The organism is Corynebacterium sp. LaCa_70 (assembly GCF_058182015.1).
The window spans coordinates 1665244-1683860 of the sequence record NZ_CP190914.1; the positions used below are offsets into that span (position 1 = coordinate 1665244).

The 18617-nt window shown below is 58.7% G+C and carries 12 protein-coding genes and 1 other RNA gene; 5 read left to right on the plus strand and 8 right to left on the minus strand.

Features of this window, described 5'->3' with window-relative positions; translation table 11 throughout:
* Nucleotides 1-5: 5 nt before the first annotated feature.
* From ACP8MI_RS07570 to ACP8MI_RS07580, 3 genes are all read right to left on the minus strand, one after another.
* A complete protein-coding gene (locus ACP8MI_RS07570; RefSeq protein ID WP_490290633.1) occupies nt 6-3245 on the minus strand; it encodes a bifunctional [glutamine synthetase] adenylyltransferase/[glutamine synthetase]-adenylyl-L-tyrosine phosphorylase in 3240 nt (1079 codons plus the stop codon).
* A 115-nt stretch (nt 3246-3360) separates the two neighbouring features.
* Nucleotides 3361-4698 carry a type I glutamate--ammonia ligase gene (glnA, locus tag ACP8MI_RS07575; RefSeq protein ID WP_018120450.1) on the minus strand — a complete coding sequence of 446 codons (1338 nt, stop codon included), beginning with the start codon at nt 4696-4698 and terminating at the stop codon, nt 3361-3363.
* Between the two features lie 46 nt (nt 4699-4744).
* Nucleotides 4745-4957 carry a hypothetical protein gene (locus ACP8MI_RS07580; RefSeq protein WP_144737193.1) on the minus strand — a complete coding sequence of 71 codons (213 nt, stop codon included), beginning with the start codon at nt 4955-4957 and terminating at the stop codon, nt 4745-4747.
* A 264-nt stretch (nt 4958-5221) separates the two neighbouring features.
* Here ACP8MI_RS07580 and ACP8MI_RS07585 point away from each other — a divergent pair, with 264 nt between their 5' ends.
* Nucleotides 5222-6742, plus strand: a complete 1521-nt coding sequence (locus ACP8MI_RS07585) for a galactokinase family protein (protein WP_144737191.1) — start codon at nt 5222-5224, stop codon at nt 6740-6742.
* 30 nt (nt 6743-6772) lie between these two features.
* Here the strand turns inward: ACP8MI_RS07585 and rnpB are convergent.
* The 5 genes from rnpB to ACP8MI_RS07610 all read right to left on the minus strand — a co-directional run bounded on the left by rnpB (nt 6773) and on the right by ACP8MI_RS07610 (nt 11922).
* Nucleotides 6773-7207: RNase P RNA component class A (gene rnpB, locus ACP8MI_RS07590), an RNA gene on the minus strand.
* A gap of 68 nt (nt 7208-7275) precedes the next feature.
* Nucleotides 7276-8340 carry an alcohol dehydrogenase AdhP gene (gene adhP / locus ACP8MI_RS07595; protein ID WP_018120447.1) on the minus strand — a complete coding sequence of 355 codons (1065 nt, stop codon included), beginning with the start codon at nt 8338-8340 and terminating at the stop codon, nt 7276-7278.
* Nucleotides 8341-8672: 332 nt separating this feature from the next.
* Nucleotides 8673-9839, minus strand: coding sequence for a bifunctional RNase H/acid phosphatase (locus tag ACP8MI_RS07600; RefSeq protein WP_018120446.1), 1167 nt, complete (start codon nt 9837-9839; stop codon nt 8673-8675).
* Nucleotides 9840-9852: 13 nt separating this feature from the next.
* A complete protein-coding gene (locus tag ACP8MI_RS07605; protein ID WP_026167854.1) occupies nt 9853-10653 on the minus strand; it encodes a zinc ribbon domain-containing protein in 801 nt (266 codons plus the stop codon).
* Nucleotides 10654-10773: 120 nt separating this feature from the next.
* Nucleotides 10774-11922: a Nif3-like dinuclear metal center hexameric protein gene (locus ACP8MI_RS07610; protein ID WP_018120444.1), complete on the minus strand. Its 1149-nt coding sequence runs from the start codon at nt 11920-11922 to the stop codon at nt 10774-10776.
* 79 nt (nt 11923-12001) lie between these two features.
* On the opposite strand from ACP8MI_RS07610, the gene ACP8MI_RS07615 reads away from it, so the two are divergent.
* From ACP8MI_RS07615 to ACP8MI_RS07630, 4 genes are all read left to right on the plus strand, one after another.
* Nucleotides 12002-12517 carry a low molecular weight protein-tyrosine-phosphatase gene (locus ACP8MI_RS07615; RefSeq protein WP_018120443.1) on the plus strand — a complete coding sequence of 172 codons (516 nt, stop codon included), beginning with the start codon at nt 12002-12004 and terminating at the stop codon, nt 12515-12517.
* A gap of 41 nt (nt 12518-12558) precedes the next feature.
* On the plus strand, nt 12559-13635 hold the full coding sequence (locus ACP8MI_RS07620; RefSeq protein ID WP_236588455.1) for an SURF1 family cytochrome oxidase biogenesis protein: 1077 nt from the start codon (nt 12559-12561) through the stop codon (nt 13633-13635).
* Nucleotides 13636-13800: 165 nt separating this feature from the next.
* Nucleotides 13801-16344: a YhgE/Pip domain-containing protein gene (locus ACP8MI_RS07625; RefSeq protein ID WP_026167851.1), complete on the plus strand. Its 2544-nt coding sequence runs from the start codon at nt 13801-13803 to the stop codon at nt 16342-16344.
* Nucleotides 16341-18530, plus strand: coding sequence for a YhgE/Pip domain-containing protein (locus ACP8MI_RS07630; protein WP_018120440.1), 2190 nt, complete (start codon nt 16341-16343; stop codon nt 18528-18530). The genes ACP8MI_RS07625 and ACP8MI_RS07630 overlap by 4 nt, the downstream gene beginning before the upstream one ends.
* The last annotated feature ends 87 nt before the right edge of the window (nt 18531-18617 follow it).

Sequence of the window (18617 nt, forward strand, 5' to 3'; positions counted from 1 at the left end):
CGCATTCAGTCATACTCATAAGAATCGGGTTCACCCCAAAAAACTTGATCCACCACTCGACGCGCATGGCGGGTTGCCTTCAGATAAGCCTCAAGAAATTCCTGGTTGTCTTCCGGCGCCCACCCGGCCACACCGGCAACTTGTGCCAGATGATTGCCGGGCTGCGGCAGTTGATCCACACGTTTGCCGCGTACTAATACCAGTGCGTTGCGGGCATTCGTCGCCATTAACCAAGCTTCGCGTAATTGCTCGGCTTCATTGGCCGTCAAAATCTCGCAGTCCCGCAATGCATCGAGTGCGTCCAATGTGGACGGGGTGCGTAGCTCATGGTGCTGCGCAGCGTGCATCATGATCAACAGCTGCACGGTCCATTCCACGTCGGTCAGCCCACCGCGGCCAAGCTTCGTGTGCGTATTGCGATCTGCCCCACGAGGCAAGCGTTCGTTATCTACACGTGCTTTGATTCGCCGAATCTCGCGGATCGTCGATTCAGAGATCCCACTGGCCGGATAACGGAAATCATTGATCATCTCGATAAACGCCGCACCGACTTCCGCATCACCTGCCACCACGTTGGCCCGCAACAGCGCCTGGATTTCCCAGGCTTCCCCCCATTGCGAGTAGTAGCGTCGGTAAGACGCAATGCTGCGCACCACTGCCCCGCTTCGGCCCTCCGGGCGCAGCCCCAAGTCCACCTCCAGCGGCGGATCACCAGAGGGTTTCGCCAGGCGTGCGCGAAGCTTGTCGACGATCTTTTTCGCCCAGTTCATTGCCTCGGTTTCGTCTTCGCCCTCGGTGGGTTCAGCCACCATGAGCACGTCTGCGTCTGATCCGAAGCCGAGCTCTTGGCCACCCAGGCGGCCCATGCCGATCACCGCGATGCGCGCCGGTGGTTCTTCGCGGTCGAGTTCTCGCAGGCTGGCGCGGACTTCTGCACGAATTGCGGCTTCCAGCACCGCGTCCCAAATCAGTGACAGCTCTCGACACACGCGCTCAACCGGCATGAAACCAAGTTGATCCGCCGAAGCGATACGGGCCAATTCCACGCGTCGTAAAGAGCGCGCTACCGCCACTGCTTTGTCTGGGTCAGCGTGGCGTTTCGACGAGTTCACCAAGGACTTCGACACTTGCTGTGGGTTGGTCTCCAGGAATTTCGGGCCGTTCGCGCCATCGGATAGCAACTTGACGGTATCGGGCGCGTTGATGATCAACTCCGCTGTGTACGGCGAATTACCCAGGATTGACATCAGCCGCTTGCCGACGATTCCTTCATCGCGCAGCATGCGCAAAAACCAGGAACGATCAAAGGCGGCATCCGAAAGTTTGCGGTAATTAAGTAGGCCAGCATCTGGGTCGGCGGTATCTGCAAGCCATTCCATCAGCCCGGGTAGCAGAATCGATTGGATACGCGCTTTGCGTGAGGTACCGGATGCCAGTTTGTTGAGGTGATCGAACGCGCGACCAGGATGCCGGTAGCCCAACGCGGAAAGCTGTAGTTTCGCGGCCGCTGGGGAAAGCTTGAGTTCTTCGGCCGACATTGAAGCTACAGAATCCAACAATGGCCGGTAAAACAACCGTGAGTGCAGCTCGGAAATACGCACACGGACTTTGCGCAAGTGGTTAACCATCAGGTCATACGATGATTTTGACCCATGCGCATCAAACCCGGCAGCGCGTGCCAGCCAGCGCAGCGCGTCGGTGTCATCGTCTGCTGGCATAGTGTGGGTGCGCCGAAAACGCTGCAATTGCAGGCGGTGTTCCAGCAAACGCAAAAACTCATACGCTTCGATGAGCTGCCAGGAATCCTCGCGGCCGATATAACCGGAAGACTTCAAAGCCTCGAGCGCTTCGACGGTGGAGAGCACCCGCAGGCGTTCATCAGACCGGCCATGGACGAGTTGCAACAGCTGCACAGCAAATTCGACATCCCGCATGCCACCGGTACCGAGTTTTAATTCGCGGGTCCGCATGTCTTTGGGCACGTTAGCGAGTACACGCCGACGCATCGCTTGGACGTCTTCGACGAAGGAGTCACGCTCCGATGCCGTCCACACCATTGGACGGATTGCGTCTTCGTAGCGGTGGCCCAGCGGTAGGTAACCGGTTTGGGCGCGGGCTTTCAGCAGTGCTTGAAATTCCCAGGTTTCGGCCCAGCGCCGGTAGTACTTGATATGCGATTCGAGGGTGCGCACCAACGCGCCGGATTTGCCTTCTGGGCGCAGGTTGGGGTCTACCTCGAAAAATGCGGCGGAACCGATGCGGTTGAACTCAGCAGCCAAGCGCGTGGCTTTGTTGCTGGCGGGTTCGGCAACAAAAATGACATCCACGTCGGAGATGTAGTTCAGCTCCTGCGCGCCGCACTTGCCCATCGCGATCACCGCTAGCCGGGCGTCGACCGGCTTCGGGGACTTGCTTTTTGAGGTGTTCTTCGTAGTGTTCTTCGTGGTCACCGCGCCTGATTCGGTAGAACCACCAGCGCACGGGTCATAGACCTCAGCCACCGCAACCGCAAGTGCCGCGGTCAATGCAGCATCAGCCAAATCAGAAAGCGCACCGGTAATCGTGCTAAACAACAGCTTCGGTTGCGGTTCGGTTTGGCCTTTCCGCGCAAAATAGCTCCCGGCCAGATCGTGCGCGGCGATTCGCAGCATCAACGTGCGGTAGGCATCACGCAATGCACAGGTAGCATCGCTGCCGGTCATAGCAGCGCGGTAGGTACCAGGCGTCGACAAGTCAGAGCTAGCCGGGTCGGGCGCATCGTCGTTATCAGGCTCGGCACCGGAACCTGTATTAGAACCTGCACCAGCTGTTGTGCCGGGCCCGGAATCAGAATCAGCATCCGGGTCCGCGAAATCGGCGACTTGGGCCCCCACTGCCTGCAGCATCTGCTGGAACATTTCGGATTTTTCCGGCAGCGGCTTGAGAAGTTGTTTCCACGTCTCCGGGTGGGCCGCCATATGATCGCCGAGTAGCGTGGACCCACCCAGCAGAGCGAAAAACCGTACTCGTAGTGCTTCATCTTCGCACAGCTGGGTGGTTAATTCTGCGCCGTCATCATCCAGGTTTCCGGCCATGCGCATGAGCGTATTCAGCGCGAGGTCCTGGTCAGATGCCGCAGCCAGGCACCACAGCAATGCGGTGTGTTCGGGCTTATTCCAACCAAGCCAGGAGATGTCTTCGCTGGCTTTTGGGCTAGATAACCCCAGGGTGGCAGTCGATGGGATAGATGGTCGGTTCGAACTCACAGTAATGCTCAGCTCTTTGGAATATGTGGTTGGCGGTGTCGGTGAGCGCGGTGTCACCACACGATGACCCAAGCGCTAGCACCGGGCACGGTAAAAAGCGTTGATGGGCCCAACGCTAGTAGTTCAAGTTATTGTGCAGCTCAAAGGAAGTAATTTGCTGTTGATAATTGCGGAATTCCTCCCATTTAGAACGAAGGAAGAATTCGAAGACGTTTTCGCCCAATACTTCCGCCATGAACTCGGAGTTTTCTAGTTTGCGCAGCGCGTGGTCCAGCGAATTGGGCAGATCGATATAGCCCATCGCGCGACGCTCACGACGGGTGAGTTCCTGCACGTTGTCCTCGGCAGGTTCACCGAGTTGGTAGTTTTCGCGGATTCCGCGCAGACCAGCAGCCAACAGCACTGAATACGCCAAATACGGGTTGGCCGAAGAATCCAAACTGCGGATTTCCACGCGGCGCGATTCGGGTTTGTTCAGCCGGTAGGTTGGTACCCGCACCATGGCAGATCGGTTCGATACTCCCCAGGTGGCAGCGCCGGGAGCTTCGTTGCCAAACATCAAGCGCTTATAAGAATTGACCCATTGGTTGGTCACCGCGGTCAGCTCTGGGGCGTGGTGCAAAATTCCTGCGATAAATTGTTTCGCGGTCGTCGACAAGCAGAATTCATCGTCCGGATCGTGGAAGGCGTTGGAATCGCCTTCGAACAATGACAGGTGGGTGTGCATGCCAGAACCGGTCCAATCTTTGTGCGGCTTCGGCATAAACGTGGCCCGCGCGCCCTGCTGCTGTGCCACCTTTTTGATCAGGTAGCGGAAGGTCATGATGTTATCCGACATCGTCAACGCATCGGTGTGACGCAAGTCGATTTCTTGCTGGCCCGGGCTGGTTTCGTGGTGCGAAAATTCGGTGACGATACCGACGTTTTCCAGGATCTGAATGGCGGTACGACGAAACTCTGGCGCCAGATTCATCGTTGATTGGTCAAAATAGCCGCCGTTATCGGTCGGGCGCAGATCCGCTTCATCGTCGGTCTGCTGCAGCAAATAAAACTCGATTTCCGGGCCAATCATGCAGGTAAATCCGTCATCGGCGGCTTCTTCTACCTGGCGGCGCAAAATATTCCGCGGGTCTACCACCGAGGGGCTACCGTCGGGTTGGACAATATCGCAGAACATGCGCGCAGTCAGCAAAGAGTCATTGCCGCTTTCTGAGGGCATGATTTTAAACGTGGAAGGATCCGGCATCGCGATGGTGTCAGACTCCGCGACGCGAGAGAACCCTTCTACCGAGGAACCGTCGAAACCGACGCCTTCTTCAAATGCGTTTTCCAGCTCTGCCGGTGACATATCCACGGATTTCAGGGCGCCGGTGATATCGGTAAACCAGAGACGGATAAAACGCACGTCGCGTTCCTCGACGGTGCGCAAGACGTAATCGTGTTGGCTGTTCATGCTGCCCAGTCTAGGCAACCACGATCACATTGGCGTCGTGCTGGGATTATTTTTCCCAATCCGCAGGCTGGCCCCAGTCGTCTTCGTCGTCTTCTGCCTGGTCAGCGGCGTCGTTACGCTTTTTTGCGATATCGAATGCGTTTTCGGCTAATTCTTTGGTGTCATACGGCCCCATGCGGTTATTCCACCCGGCCACCTTGCCTTTGGTGACTTCCCCGGTGGAGGGATTGAAAAACCATTGTTCGTCTGCGTGTGCCATGCTGTGCTCCTTGCTGACTTTTCTGTTGATCACCCGGGCGATTTACCACCTGCGCGCCATGCACCGACGGCGCCCCAGGTCGGACCGTTGCGATGCGAGTGCCGCGACGGTGGATTGGGCAGTTTCAGTATAAATCTGGCTACCCACCAGCACAGCTAAACAGGTAAAATTGCCCGAGATTACTGACTTCGTTCGCGAGCACCGAGCTATTTCTAAGCCATTCCCGAGCCATTTCCGAGCTATTTCAAGGAGTTTTCTTCGCCCATGCCCCAAGCGCCCCAGACGGATAACTTCGCTGATGATGCTTCTTCCACAGATGCTGCAAAAACCGACACGGCAAAAACCGACGCCACTCTTAACGCCGCCGTAACCGACACCACCGCCCTGACAACAGCCACAACCCGCTGGCACGCTGAACTCTACGGTGTTGCGCCCGTTTTTCTTGCGCACGCTCCGGCAACGTGGTCAGTGATCGGCGAGCACGTGGACCACGCTGGCGGCGTCGTCGTCATGAGTCTGGCTGGCCAACGCGCCGCAGTGTCGGTCTCTCCCCGCGAGGACCACAAGTTTGTGGTGCATTTCCGGCGGGACTCGCTTGCCGACGCCCGGAGCACCGGTGAACCAGCCAGCGAGGAAGATTCCACCACGGTAGAAGAGATCGCCACGCTGTTTTCCCAGCAACAGCCGGACGTGGACGATTCGGGCAAGCCCACCACCCCGCCACTCCCCCGTGGGGGGTTAGTACACCGCTTGGGCGGCATCGTGTGGATGATGATGCAGCGCCAGCTGCTATCGCGGGATACCAGCGGCATGAATATCACGGTCGTTTCTGCGATCACCCCGAATTCCGGCCTGGGTGAATATGCCGCCATCGATTCTGCTTTAGCCTTAGCTTTGCAATCCGATGCACCGGATGTCGACGAGGCGCCGTTGCGCGCGCGTCTTGCGGAAGTCTGCGCGCAAGCTGGCGAATTATTCTCATCTACGGTGACTCTGCGGGCTCGTTATTCGGCAGCGCTGCGTGGCGCTGGTGCTGGCACCGGTTCCAACGCTGGCTCGAGTGCTGGCTCGAGGTCTGGCTCTGGTGCTGGCGCGCAAGTATCAGTGCTTGATTACGCCGATGGTTCGCTGACCAAGGCCGTGCATCCGGTTGGCCGCGAGCTGGCTGCATTTGCGGTCACGGTGCCACAGGACGTGAGCACTAACGAGGACACCAGCACCGGAGATACAAACGCTGGAAACACCAGCCCCGGAGACGATTCGGAAACCACAGCGGCGACCGGGCAATCCGATGAGATCCGCACCAGGAACCGATTCGTCGATTCCGCCCGCCAGGCTTTCGGTGCACAGTCCTTGCGGCTGCTTCCCGACGCCCCGGCACGCGTGACCCAGTGGTTGTCTGCGGTCCACCAAGTGCACGGCACGGACGGGGTCCCGGAGTTGCATGAATCACGCACCTGGTTGGATTTCCACGCTGCAGAAACTGAACGTGCGCAGCTATTCGCGCATGCGATTCGTTCCCAGCGTGCTCGTGATATTTGGCCACTGTTGCGGGATTCGCAGCAGGCACTGCAGGATGATTACACGCTGGATGCGTCCATGGAGCTGGCACAGTTATGCCAGGTACGCGGTGCGATCGGCGCGCGGGCGGCTGCTGCGGGAACCTCGAAAGCGGTCATCGCCTACGTCGACAAGAAAAAGGCTGAGAACTTTGCGCATGACTTGGTGGCCGACGGGCTCGTCGTCACGCGGCTAATTCCTGGAGATATCGCGCAGCTCGGTTAATGCTGGATCCGTAAGACCCGGTTAGGTGGGTGAATGAGCCAGCCTATAAGCCGGATTCTGTCCCGCACCAGTGCGGTGCGTGGGCGATCATCCATCTGGGCCAGCCATTGCTGGTGGCCTCAAGCAGCTACCTTCGAACTTGGGCGAGCAGCCCTCAAACATTCGAGCAGGCGCGCAGCGTGGCGCGCCGTGATGCCTTGCTCCCGATGGGGTTTACCTAGCCACGCCAGTCACCTGACATGCTGGTGCGCTCTTACCGCACCCTTTCACCCTCACCGCCGGGCACGCCGCGACGAATCGCGATATACCCGGTGGCGGTCTACTTTCTGTTGCACTTGCCCGCAGGTTGCCCTGGGTTGCTGTTAGCAACCACCGTGCTCTGTGGAGTCCGGACTTTCCTCGACTTTCACTTGCGCCCAACAGCTGTCGGCGCAGTTTGTCAGCCGCGATCGCCCGGCCGGCTCATTCACTCGCTCCATCTTCGTCGATAGCCGCGCACCTGTGCAAATGTGCTGGAACACTCTGCAAGGCGCTTAGTCGTAACGGATGACTTTTCGTCCATCGATGCTACCGTCGTGCAGCTGTTTGAACACGTCGTTGACATCGTGAATGCTGCATTCGGTGACATCTGGTTTCACCTTGCCGCGCGCATAAAAATCAATGGCCTCGGCCAGGTCTTGACGCGTGCCGACGAGCGAGCCACGAATTGTCAGCCCCTTCAGCACGATGTCGAAGATGGACGCCGGGAATTCCCCTGATGGCAGGCCATTGAACACAATGGTTCCGCCGCGTTTAGCCATCTCGATGGCTTGCCCGAAAGCATCCGGGTGCACCGCAGTCACCAGCACTCCGTGGCTGCCACCGTCAGTAAAGTCCTGCACCGCCTGTACCGGGTCAACTTCGCTGGCGTTCACGGTAAATTCTGCGCCGTGGCGCTTGGCCAGCTCCAGTTTGGAATCGGAAATATCAACGGCGATAACCCGCATGCCCATCGCGTCGGCGTATTGCACCGCCAGGTGTCCCAGGCCGCCGATACCGGAGATGACGACGTATTGACCGGGCTTAGTCTCGGTCATTTTCAGACCTTTGTATACGGTCACGCCTGCACATAGGATCGGTGCGACTTCTACCGGGTCGCTGCCTTCCGGGATGCGTGCGCAGTAGCGTGTGTCAACGAGCATATATTCGCCGAAGCTTCCGTCGACGGTATAGCCGCCGTACTCTGCTTTCACGCAGCGGGTCTCCCAGCCAGTTAAGCATGATTCGCATTCGCCGCACGTCGACCAGAGCCAGGCGTTGCCGACAAGGTCGCCTTCTTTCACGAACTGTTCACCCGGCCCAAGCTTGACGACGCGCCCTACTCCCTCGTGTCCGGGGATAAACGGTGGTTCTGGTTTTACGGGCCAGTCACCTTCTGCAGCGTGCAGGTCGGTGTGACAAATCCCGGATGCCTCGAGTTTCACGAGTGCTTGGTGCTCGCCGGGTTCTGGGAGTTTTTCTGCACGTACGGTGACGTTGGGGCCGAATTCTTCCACGACTGCTGCCGTGAATTCCTTCGGCGGTTGTGTGGACTGTGCGGTTCTGGTTGGTGTAGTCATTGCTTCTCCTCCTCTGGTTGGTGAGCTCAAGCAATGAGCTCTGGTTAATGAGCAAGCTGTTGAATTTCAGTATAGAAACAAAATAATAAAATGTGAAGCAAATCACTTATTGGGTATTGTTTTCATTTCGCTGCGCACCTGTCCTGCCATCAAGAGTGGCTGTACCTAACGCCCTCGGCGGCTTATAAGGCTCACCAACGAGGGGTTAGTACAAGCCGAACACGGTGCACACGGTGGAGGCAGTAAGCGAAAGAAAGGCAGCGGCAAAAACTGTAGCCGCTGCTTATCGAGTTCCCGGCACTAGCTGCGTAAAAACTAAGCTTGCATCACCGTCAGCGCAGGTGCGCGGTTTCGTTCACGCTGAGCACCGCGGATGCCACCGGCGAGTTCTCGTCATAAAACTTGACGACGCCAATGCTGGCGAGATCCAAAAACAGGTGACTAAACGTCGCTGGCCCAGCGTTCAACGCTTGGCGGGTCAACGATTTAATCGGATTAACGTGACTGACCACCGCAATCGTTTTACCAGGGTGCTTGGCCACGAGTTGTTTCCGGAATTCCCGTACGCGGCGGTGCACCTGTGCGAGTGATTCCCCCGCTGGCGGTGCTAGCGACGCATCCGTAATCCAGGCATCGTGCAGCTCGGCATCGTCATCCTGGGCCTGCTGGAAGGTCAGCCCTTCCCAGTCGCCAAAATCCGCCTCGATCAACGCGTCGTGCGTTTCTACCTGGGCACCGGTTTTCTCCGCGATCTTTTTCGCCGTCACCTGACAGCGCTGCAGTGGCGAGGAGACCACCAGGTCAATCTCACCGCGTTCGGCCACGGCGGCAGCCGAAGCCTCTGCTTGTTGCATGCCGGTCTCGGTCAGCTCAATATCGCTGTGCCCGCAGTACCGGTGCTCAGCGGAGTAGACCGTTTGCCCGTGCCGCACCAGAATCAACGTGGTCGGCTGGCAGGTCGCGCCCGTCCACGAGGCATGCGAGCCGGTGCTATTTTTCGCAGCGCCAGCATCCGCGCCGGCGGCAGTATCAACAGCGTCAGAATCATCGCCAGTATCATCGCCGCGGTCCACCACACCCGGCGCGTGGCCGGCGGCAGCAGCGTCCATAGCCTCATTCGACAGTGCATCGGCTACTTTGTTGTCGTTTCGCCGCACCCAGCTCAGGTTCACCCTTCCGAGCTGCTGCATGAGCTTCTGCGCCTGCACACCCAGCTGTTTCATGTCTGGGTGTTTGATCTTCCAGCGGCCGTTCATCTGCTCGACGACCAGCCGGGAGTCCATATAAAAGTCGACGTCATCCGCGCCCAGCTCGACTGCAGCTTCCAGCCCGCGCAACAGCCCGTGGTATTCGGCGACGTTGTTGCTGGCTTTCTTGCCGACGACATAGACAATCTCTCGCAGCACCGTCTCACCATCGGCGGCGTAGACGACGGTGCCAGAACCTGCGATTCCGGGATTTCCGCGCGAGCCGCCATCGGCGTAAATGATCAGCTTCATGGCACTACGCTCCTTAGTCTGCCTGGCCACGTACCAGGTAGGTGCCGCAATCTGGGCATTCTGGCATAACTTCAGGTTTCGCGCCGCGTACCGCGGACTGGTCCGCCGGTGGCAGCTGGATATAGCACCCACCGCACCCACGTCCGGTAAACCGAGCCACGCCGACGCCGTTTTCGCCGCGGACGTCGTCGTAGGCAGCCAAGGCCTCCGGTGCTTGTTCTTGCAGTTCCGCGCGCAGTTTAGTGATGTTTTCGACCGGGTCCGGTTCCTCAGTCTTTACTGCATCCGCAGCGTCTGCGGCGCGCTCGGCTGCTTCCAGCTCGCTTTTTGCCTGATCCACTTTCGCAGCGTGCACGTCGCGGTTTTGCCGCAGCGCGTGGATCTCGTTGTGGGCTTCTTGCAGCTCACTCATCAAATCCGCAATGCGTGATTTCGTGGTGTATTTATCGTGTTCTAAGTCTTTCCGGATTTCCGGGTCTTGCTCAGTGGCGAGCTGCTTTTTGTTATCAATATTGCGCCGCTTCAGCTTGCGTTCGTCTTGTTGGATGCGCAGAATTTCGGCTTCCATATCATCCACTGCCATCTGTGCTGCCGCGGCTGCATCACGGGCACGTTTCAGCGTGGCTGCTGCTTTGTCGGCCTCGGCGCGTTCTGGCGTCGATGCTTTGTTCGCAGCACCAGAACCGGCACCGGCCCCAGTAGCAGCGCCACCCCCAGCAGCGCTGCCTGCACCAGAGTTGCCTGCGCTAGCCTGTGCGCGTTCTAAGTTGGCGAGTTCCAGCAATCGTTGTTGTTGTTTCGGAGCTAGCTTCATCATCGTCTATCCACCTTTGCTTGTCGTTTTTCGCCCTCATACTGTAACCGCGCTCGCGGCTGCATAATCCCGTTCGCTTTTCCAGCCTTACGGCCTCCGGCCGAGCGTTCTAGTCGCCCTTTATGCTCCGTGCGCAGACTCCGCAGACACCGTCCACGGATCGGTACGCACAGTAATCACGGTGGTCTCCACTCCGGTTTCCCGGCGCACGATTTCTTCTACCTGCTCCGTCCACGGGAATTCGGAAGCCCAGTGTGCGGTATCAATAATTGCCATATCGCTAACGCGCAGGTGTTCATCAACGGGGTGGTGGCGCAAATCTGAGGTCACAAACACATCCGCGCCCAATTTCGCAGCCACGTCGATAAACCCATCGCCTGCGCCCGAGGCCACAGCCACCGTCTGTACTTGCTTGTCCGGATCTCCGGCCGCGCGCACACCCCAGGATGTGACAGGCAAACCATCCGCGACTTGCTGAGTAAACTCCCGCAAGCTCATCGGCTCCAGCAGCTGCCCAATCCTGCCCAGCCCGTAGGCGGTATCCAGCGGGGTGGCGTCGGCAAGCTCGGTGATGTCGAAGGCCGGTTCCTCATACGGGTGGTGGGTATACAAGGCGTCGAGAAGCGCCTGCTTATCACCCGGCTTGGCGACGAACTGTATGCGCAGCTCATCATCGCGGTAGGTCTGGCCTACCTCCCCGTCGGTCGGGTCCGCGCCCGGTTCTGGTTTGAACTGCCCAGTGCCGGAGATCTCAAAGACGCACTCGGAATAATTCCCGATCCGCCCCGCACCCGCGGCAAATAGGGCCTGTTTCAGCTTGTCGACGTGTTCTGCGGGCACGTGCACACCCCACAGGTGGCGGCCAGGCCCCGGCTTCGGCGCGAGCGGACGCCCGGGGGTAATGCCAACGAGCTCCGCCAGTTTGTCGTTAACGCCGGGACGCGCGGAATCCGCATTGGTGTGCGCGGCAAACAGTGCGATACCGGATTCGATCAGGGAATGTAGGATCCGCCCTTTCGGGGTATCCGCGGCCACGCTGTCCACCCCGCGTAGCAGCAACGGGTGGTGCACGATCAGCATGTCGACGCCGGCTGCCACTGCTGCCTCTGCCACCTCGTCGGTGCAGTCCAGAGCAAAAGCCACCTGGCGCACCGGGGCTTCGCGCCGCCCACAAATGAGCCCAACACTATCCCAGCTTTCCGCCAGGTGCGGCGGGTAAGCGCGGTCCATGACCTGGCAAATCTCACCCACGGTGGTCTCAGTGCTCATGTGCTGCTCCTTTATATCCGTCATATGCTCACACAATTATGGCACGCAGCGTGCACATCAGGCGATAAAATAGGACACCATGGCTGACACGAAAAATCACAACGGCACAAATCACAACGGCCCCAAAACCTATTCCATCAATTTCGTCTGCACCGGAAATATTTGCCGCTCACCGATGGCGGAAGTCATGGCCCGTCAGGCCATCAAAGATGCAGGTCTTGCCACCCAGGTGGATATCGCCTCCTGCGGGATTGATGGCTGGCATGTCGGCGAGGGCGCTGATGAACGCACCGTGGCAGAGCTGCGCGAGATTGGTTTGGACGGCAGCGATCATGTCGCACAACAGTTCGGCCCACCGGCTGGCGACACGGATTTGTTCATCGCGATGGACACCGGGCACCGCTCCACGCTCATTGCTCGCGGCGTCGACGAGAATCGCGTAGCCCTAATGCGTAGTTTCGACCCGGAGGCAGAAGATGAGCCCTCGGTCGCCGACCCGTATTACGGCGGTGTCGATGGCTTTACCCGCGTGCGCAAAGAAATCGAAGCCAGCCTGCCGGGACTGATTGAGCACATCCAGAGTCAGCTGGACTAACACGCGCGCCGGTCTATCGTGGGCGGTCTATCATGGGCGTTGTGAATGCCCGATCCCAGCAGCAAGAACAGTCTAAACAGCCTGAACGGACTGAACGAACTGAACAGCCGCTTCAGCCACAGCAGCCGCAACAGCCGCGCAATAGCGCCACCAGCACGCAAACGTCGTGGTGGAAGGTTTTTGCCAAGCCCAGCTGGATCATCCTGGCACTGTCACTCATCGCCTTTTCCATCCTGGCCTTCACGGTGCTCGCGCCGTGGCAGCTGAACAAGGATGACGAGATCGTCGACCGCAACGAGCGCATCCAGCAGGCCTATGAGCAGGATCCGGTACCGTTTGCCGAGCTTGTCGACGACTCCGGCGATATCACCATCGACGAGGAGTGGCACCGGGTCACCCTAACCGGCAGGTACTTGCCAGAGCACGAGATGTTGCTGCGTTTGCGTCCGCTGGAAGGCTCACAAGTGTATCAATCATTGGTGCCGTTTCAGCTGGATTCCGGCCAGACGGTGCTGGTTAATCGTGGCTTTGCGGTGGCTAACCGCGACGGTTCCGTCCCAGAGATCACCCCGCCAGCTGGCGAGCACATCACTACCGAGGCCATGCTGCGCTTCGGCGAGGCTCCACACGAGGCCCCGCCGATCGAGGACGCTGGTTATACCCAGGTCCGCTCGGTGAGCCCGGAACAGGTAGAAGAGTTAACGGGCTTGGAGCTTGCCGACGCCATCGTGAACGTGACCGCGGCGGATCAGCCAGAAGCACTGGAACCAATTCCGGTGCCGAAGCTGGATCGTGGTTCGCACTTGTCGTATGGCTTTCAGTGGATCGCCTTCGGCATCATGGCCCCGGCTGGTTTGGGTTATTTCATTTATGCCGAGCTGCGGGAGCGGCGCCGCGAGCGCGAGGAACGCGAAGCTGAAAACCAGGACGGCCAGGCAGCTGCCGAAGAGCCTGCCACACCAGTGACTGCCCAGGAATCGGTGGTGGAACCTGCGGTTTCTCCATCGCAGGATTCCGCACAGCCAACCGCGGCCACGCGTTCGCGTGGTTTGCGGGATCGCTATGGCGGGGATAACTCGGATCAGCTCGCGAAGTTCCGCGGCCGACGGCGTCGTTAAGCACAGCGTCGTTACACACGGCACCGTTAAGCACGGCGTCGGCAAGCGCCCAATGACCGCCGTTTCTAAAACAGAATCGCAAAATTACTATCACTTAACCGAAAACGCCCAAAAATTAGCCTCTGAGCTGTGCAGTCCGCTAATTCCGGTGCTAGCGTTCTACAGGTGAGTACTAGTTGGAAGGTCTTTCGCGAGGACTTAGCCCGGTTATGGCAAACCCGAAAAGTCTGGGTGATCCTGATTGGGCTGATGATCACCCCAGCTTTATATTCGTGGATTAATATTGCCGCTTTTTGGGATCCGTATGAAAATACCGAGAACATCAAAGTCGCCGTCGTCAATGAGGACGAAGGCGCTTCTTCTACTATCACCGGCGATCTCGACGTCGGTGCACAGCTAGTCAGTCAGCTAAAGGAAAATGACCAGTTGGGCTGGCAATTCCTGGACCGAGGCGCAGCCAATCACGCGGTGCATTCGGGCGAGGTTTTCGCCTCGATCACGGTGCCGAAGACTTTCTCGCAAGATTTCGTCAGCTTATTTGAGGGCACCTATTCCAAACCCACGCTGGAATACGCGGTCAACGAAAAACTCAATGCCATCGCGCCGAAGATCACGGATCAGGGCGCTTCCACCATCGATTCGCAGATCAGCTCGTCGTTTAATGAGCAGGTAGCACAGTCCGTGGCCACGGAGCTGCGCGATTCTGGGCACGATCTGGATTTCCGCATCGGTGATACCGCCAATCGTGCCTCGGATACTTTCACCCGCACCGCCGATACCATCGCTGATACCCGCCAAGACCTCGGCCGTGTGCAAGCAAACCTGGACAACGCCCGCCCTGCGATCGCCCAGGCCCGCGAAGCATTGGTGAGCGTCGAGCGCACCATCGACGACGCCCAGACGGCCCTGGGCCAAGTGCAATCAATCACCGATGAGGTCCAGCGCCAGCTGACCAGTTTCGCCGACGAAGCCACCGCCGCATATGTGCAAGGCACCACCACGCTTGCCGACGGCGCTGCTTCCGCACATGCCACTGTCAATTCCGTATCGGGACAGCTGACAGGCGCGCTCAACCGCGTTGGGGCGGCCACCGATGGTGCCCAGGGCATTCTCGACCAGGCAGATGGCGCGATCAACCGGCTGGGTGATGTTACTGATCTGCCTGCTTTGCCACCACACATCGCCAACCAGATCCAGCAGACCGTGGATGATCTGCACGGTCGAAATGCGAGCAACCGCGCCGTACTCGGTGAACTCACTGCTTTACAAGACAGCGCGCAAGACACCCTCAACTCATTAGATAACACTGCCGCAGCCCTAGACAACGCCACCACCGCGGCGCGGGATGATTCCGCGGGTTTGCGCACGTCCATCAACAACACCATCCCGCAGATTAATTCCGCGATCTCCCAAGTTGCAGCTACCGCCGCTAACCTTTCGGCCACCCTGGGCGCGCAGAAAACCTTGCTTAGCGAAACCGACGGCCTGCTCGACGGCGTCAACGTGCAGTTAGAGCGCGCGCAAGAAGTCATCGGCAGTTTCGGTGGCGACTTGGACGGCATCGAAAACGGTCTGCGCACCGCCCGCACGGACATTCTCACGTTGGCGAGCCTGGCCCAGGACAACCCTGCACTGCAATCCGTCAATGCGTTGAATGCGGACGATATCTCGTCGTTCCTCGCCTCACCAGCAGAGATGGAATCGCACGCCGTATTCCCGGTCTCGCACTACGGTTCCGGCATGTCGTCGTTGTTTATCAACCTGACGCTGTGGATCGGCGCGTTCATGTTGATGATCATCTTCCGCACCGAAGTCGATCCGCGTGGTCGCGAGCACCTGACCGTCGGCAAGGCTTATCAGGCGCGCTACATGCTCATGGGTGTCTTTGGCATCATGCAGGCGCTGATCGTCTCAATCGGTAACTTGGTCATGGGCGTCGAGCACGTCTCGAAAATTGGTTATGTTCTCACCGCCGTGATTCTAAGCCTGTGCTATCTGGCAATCATTTATGGTTTGGTCTCAGCCTTTGGTCACATTGGCCGCATCATCGCCGTGGTCTACGCCTTCGTGCAGATCCCAGGCGCATCCGGCCTCTACCCCATCGAGATGACGCCAGATTTCTTCCGCGCAGTGTCACCGTTTTTGCCGTTTACCTACGGCATCGGTGCCATGCGCGAGACCGTCGGTGGTTTCTACGGCAATCACTATTGGGTCAATATGATCGTGATCATCGGCATGGCCGCCGTCGCATTTGTCGCCGGTATGTTGGCGCGCCGGGGCCTGTCGCACGTGAATATTCTGGTCAACGACCAACTGAACAAAGGCGGGTTGGTCATCAACGAAAAGGTGCACTTCACCGGCAGCCAATACCGAATCACCGACGTGATTTCTGCGCTGCGGGACCGCGAAGGTTACCAACAAAACCTCGATTCCAAGTGGCGGTCGAACCCGCGCAATTACACGCAGTGGATGAGTATCACCATCGGCATCGGTGTGTTGTTGGTGCTGATCCTGGGAATCATCTCGCGGTTTAACCCTGAGGAAAAAGCAATTTTCTTTGGTTTGGCCTGCCTGGTCGTGCTGGTTTCGGTGGGCATTATCAGCGCGTTGGAATACGTGAAGCAATCCGTCGCCCGCGATCACAGCCTGACGGATCTCAGCGACGATGAGCTGAGAGAACAACTGGCCAAGCAAGGTGAGAAGTCATGAACAATATCCTGACCATCCTCCGCGATGACTTGCGTGCAATCCGCGGCAACGTCATGACCGGCGTGATTGTATTCGGCCTGGTAATCATCCCGCTGCTGTTCACCGGTTTCAACATTCTGGCCAGCTGGGACCCTTTCAGCAACACCGACCGGCTGAAAATCGCCGTGGCCAGCAAAGACGAAGGCCACGAGTCGGATCTGGCATCGCTGCGGCTCAATCTTGGCGACGAAGTTCTCTCCCAGCTTTCCCGGAACGAGCAGGTTGACTGGGTGATCACGAATTCCGACGACGCGCTGGAAGGCACCAAATCCGGTGAATACTATGCCGGAATCGTGCTGCCGGAAAACTTCAGCCAAGAACTGTTGACCTTCTATATCGAAGGTACCGAACCGGCCAAGTTGGATTTGTACACCAACGAGAAGAAAAACGCCTTGTCGACGACGATCACCGAACGCAGTGCCAGCGGTGTGATCGAGCGTATCGACGAGTCGTTTACCCGCGTGGTCACCACCGTCGGCTTGGGTGTAGTGGAATCCCTGGATAACTATCTTGAGGAGGGCGATACCCAGGCGGCGCTGGATAATGTTGCCAACCGGATTGATAGCGTCGGCACGCGCTTATCGGCGTCTGCCGGTACGGTGCGCAGCCTGGCGAACTTGGTGGATTCCACGATTCCGCTGGCACGCTCTGCGGATAATATTCTCAACGCTGCGGGTAACCAGACCTCCGGTGCTGCTGGCGGCAGTAACGCCTCTGCCCCTATCGACTCGTTGTCTGCCACGTTAAATGATTCCAGCAGTGCCCTGGAGAATTCTCTGGGAGCCACCGTCCAGGCGTATTCGGCGTTGTCGGATCAGTTCGACGAGCTGTTGAACAATGCTCAGGCGGCTACCGCGCAAACCGCACAAACCTACCGCACCGCCGCCGAACGCGTCGCCCAGCAAACTGCCGCTTTCCAGGGAGTGCGCGATGCTATGGAACAGCAGGTAGGCAACCTGGATCTGCCGGGTCCGGTTGCCGCCGGGTACCAGCAGGTGCGCGCGCAATTGGATGGTGCGATTGCCCAGTCGAATGCGTTGCATGATTCCTTGACGACGACCGCCGACCGCATTGAATCGGGCACCGGCAACGCCGCGCAATCGCGGCAAGAAACACAGTCGGCGATTGCTGCTGCACGCCAGGCCGTCGAAAATGCGCGTACTGCTTATCAACAGAATCTGCAGCCGCAGTTGACTGCGTTGCGCGGCAGCATCAACACCGTCGCTGCTGATATTGCTGCGGTGCGCGCAGAGATTGGCGATGTGCGTGACACGCTGTCTGCTACGTCTGGTGCAGATGGTTCCGCGCTGGTGCGCGCCCGCGATGGTGCGGACCGGTTGGCCGATACCTTGTACAACCAGGCGCAGCGTTTTGCGGAATTGCAGCGCAAGGTTGACGACGTCCGTGATGGTGGCGATTTGAGCCAGTTGGCGGACATTATCGGCTCTGATCCGGAGCTGCTGGCCTCGCGGATTTCCGCTCCCGTCGACGTCGAACGCACACCAGTCTTCGAGGTCGCCGCTTTCGGTGTGGGCATGACGCCGTTTTATCTAGCGCTAGCTCTGTGGGTCGGTGCGCTACTGACCTGTGTGTTAATGCGCAGCAACGCCGAGGACAAGTACTTGCGGGAAGACGGCGAGTTTAGCCGTAACCAGGTCTACCTGGGACGCTTTGCGACGTTCGGGCTGATCGGCATCGCGCAGGCCACCTTCGCGGTGGGTGGTCTGATCTTGTTCGTGCAGATTCAGCCGAAGCATCCGTTGCTCCTCTGGCTGGCAGCCTCGGTGGCTTCCCTGGTGTTCATGCTGATTGTGCATGCACTCGTGATCGCGTTCGATAGCGCCGGTAAGGCTTTAGCGGTGTTGTTGTTGATCGTGCAGGTTTCTGGTTCCGGTGGCGCTTATCCATTGACGCTGTTGCCCGGCTGGTTCCAGTCAATAAGCCCGTGGCTGCCTGCCACGTATGCGATTGATGCTTTCCGCAGCGCCATCGCGGGTGTCTATGAGGGCGATATTTACCGCGATCTGTTGCTGCTGTTGCTCTTCGCCATCCCCGCGTTGGTGCTGGGCTTGTGGCTGCGTCGCGCGATGGATAGCTATCACCAGCGGCTGCAGAAGGGCATCCGGGAAACCCGCGTCATGCAATAGCGCTAGTGTTAGTAGGAGGACGCCGACGCCCGCGGTCGGCTGTAGCTGCGTGTCGAATTTTGTCGCGTGCTGGAACTAGTACGCGGG

What these genes read in the sequence shown, in the direction of transcription:
- ACP8MI_RS07615 (WP_018120443.1), top strand. Translation starts at nt 12,002, where the DNA reads ATGGCTGACACGAAAAATCACAACGGCACAAATCACAACGGCCCCAAA.
- ACP8MI_RS07600 (WP_018120446.1), bottom strand. Translation starts at nt 9,839, where the DNA reads ATGAAGCTGATCATTTACGCCGATGGCGGCTCGCGCGGAAATCCCGGA.
- ACP8MI_RS07580 (WP_144737193.1), bottom strand. Translation starts at nt 4,957, where the DNA reads ATGGCACACGCAGACGAACAATGGTTTTTCAATCCCTCCACCGGGGAA.
- ACP8MI_RS07630 (WP_018120440.1), top strand. Translation starts at nt 16,341, where the DNA reads ATGAACAATATCCTGACCATCCTCCGCGATGACTTGCGTGCAATCCGC.
- ACP8MI_RS07610 (WP_018120444.1), bottom strand. Translation starts at nt 11,922, where the DNA reads ATGAGCACTGAGACCACCGTGGGTGAGATTTGCCAGGTCATGGACCGC.
- ACP8MI_RS07585 (WP_144737191.1), top strand. Translation starts at nt 5,222, where the DNA reads ATGCCCCAAGCGCCCCAGACGGATAACTTCGCTGATGATGCTTCTTCC.
- adhP (WP_018120447.1), bottom strand. Translation starts at nt 8,340, where the DNA reads ATGACTACACCAACCAGAACCGCACAGTCCACACAACCGCCGAAGGAA.
- glnA (WP_018120450.1), bottom strand. Translation starts at nt 4,698, where the DNA reads ATGAACAGCCAACACGATTACGTCTTGCGCACCGTCGAGGAACGCGAC.
- ACP8MI_RS07605 (WP_026167854.1), bottom strand. Translation starts at nt 10,653, where the DNA reads ATGAAGCTAGCTCCGAAACAACAACAACGATTGCTGGAACTCGCCAAC.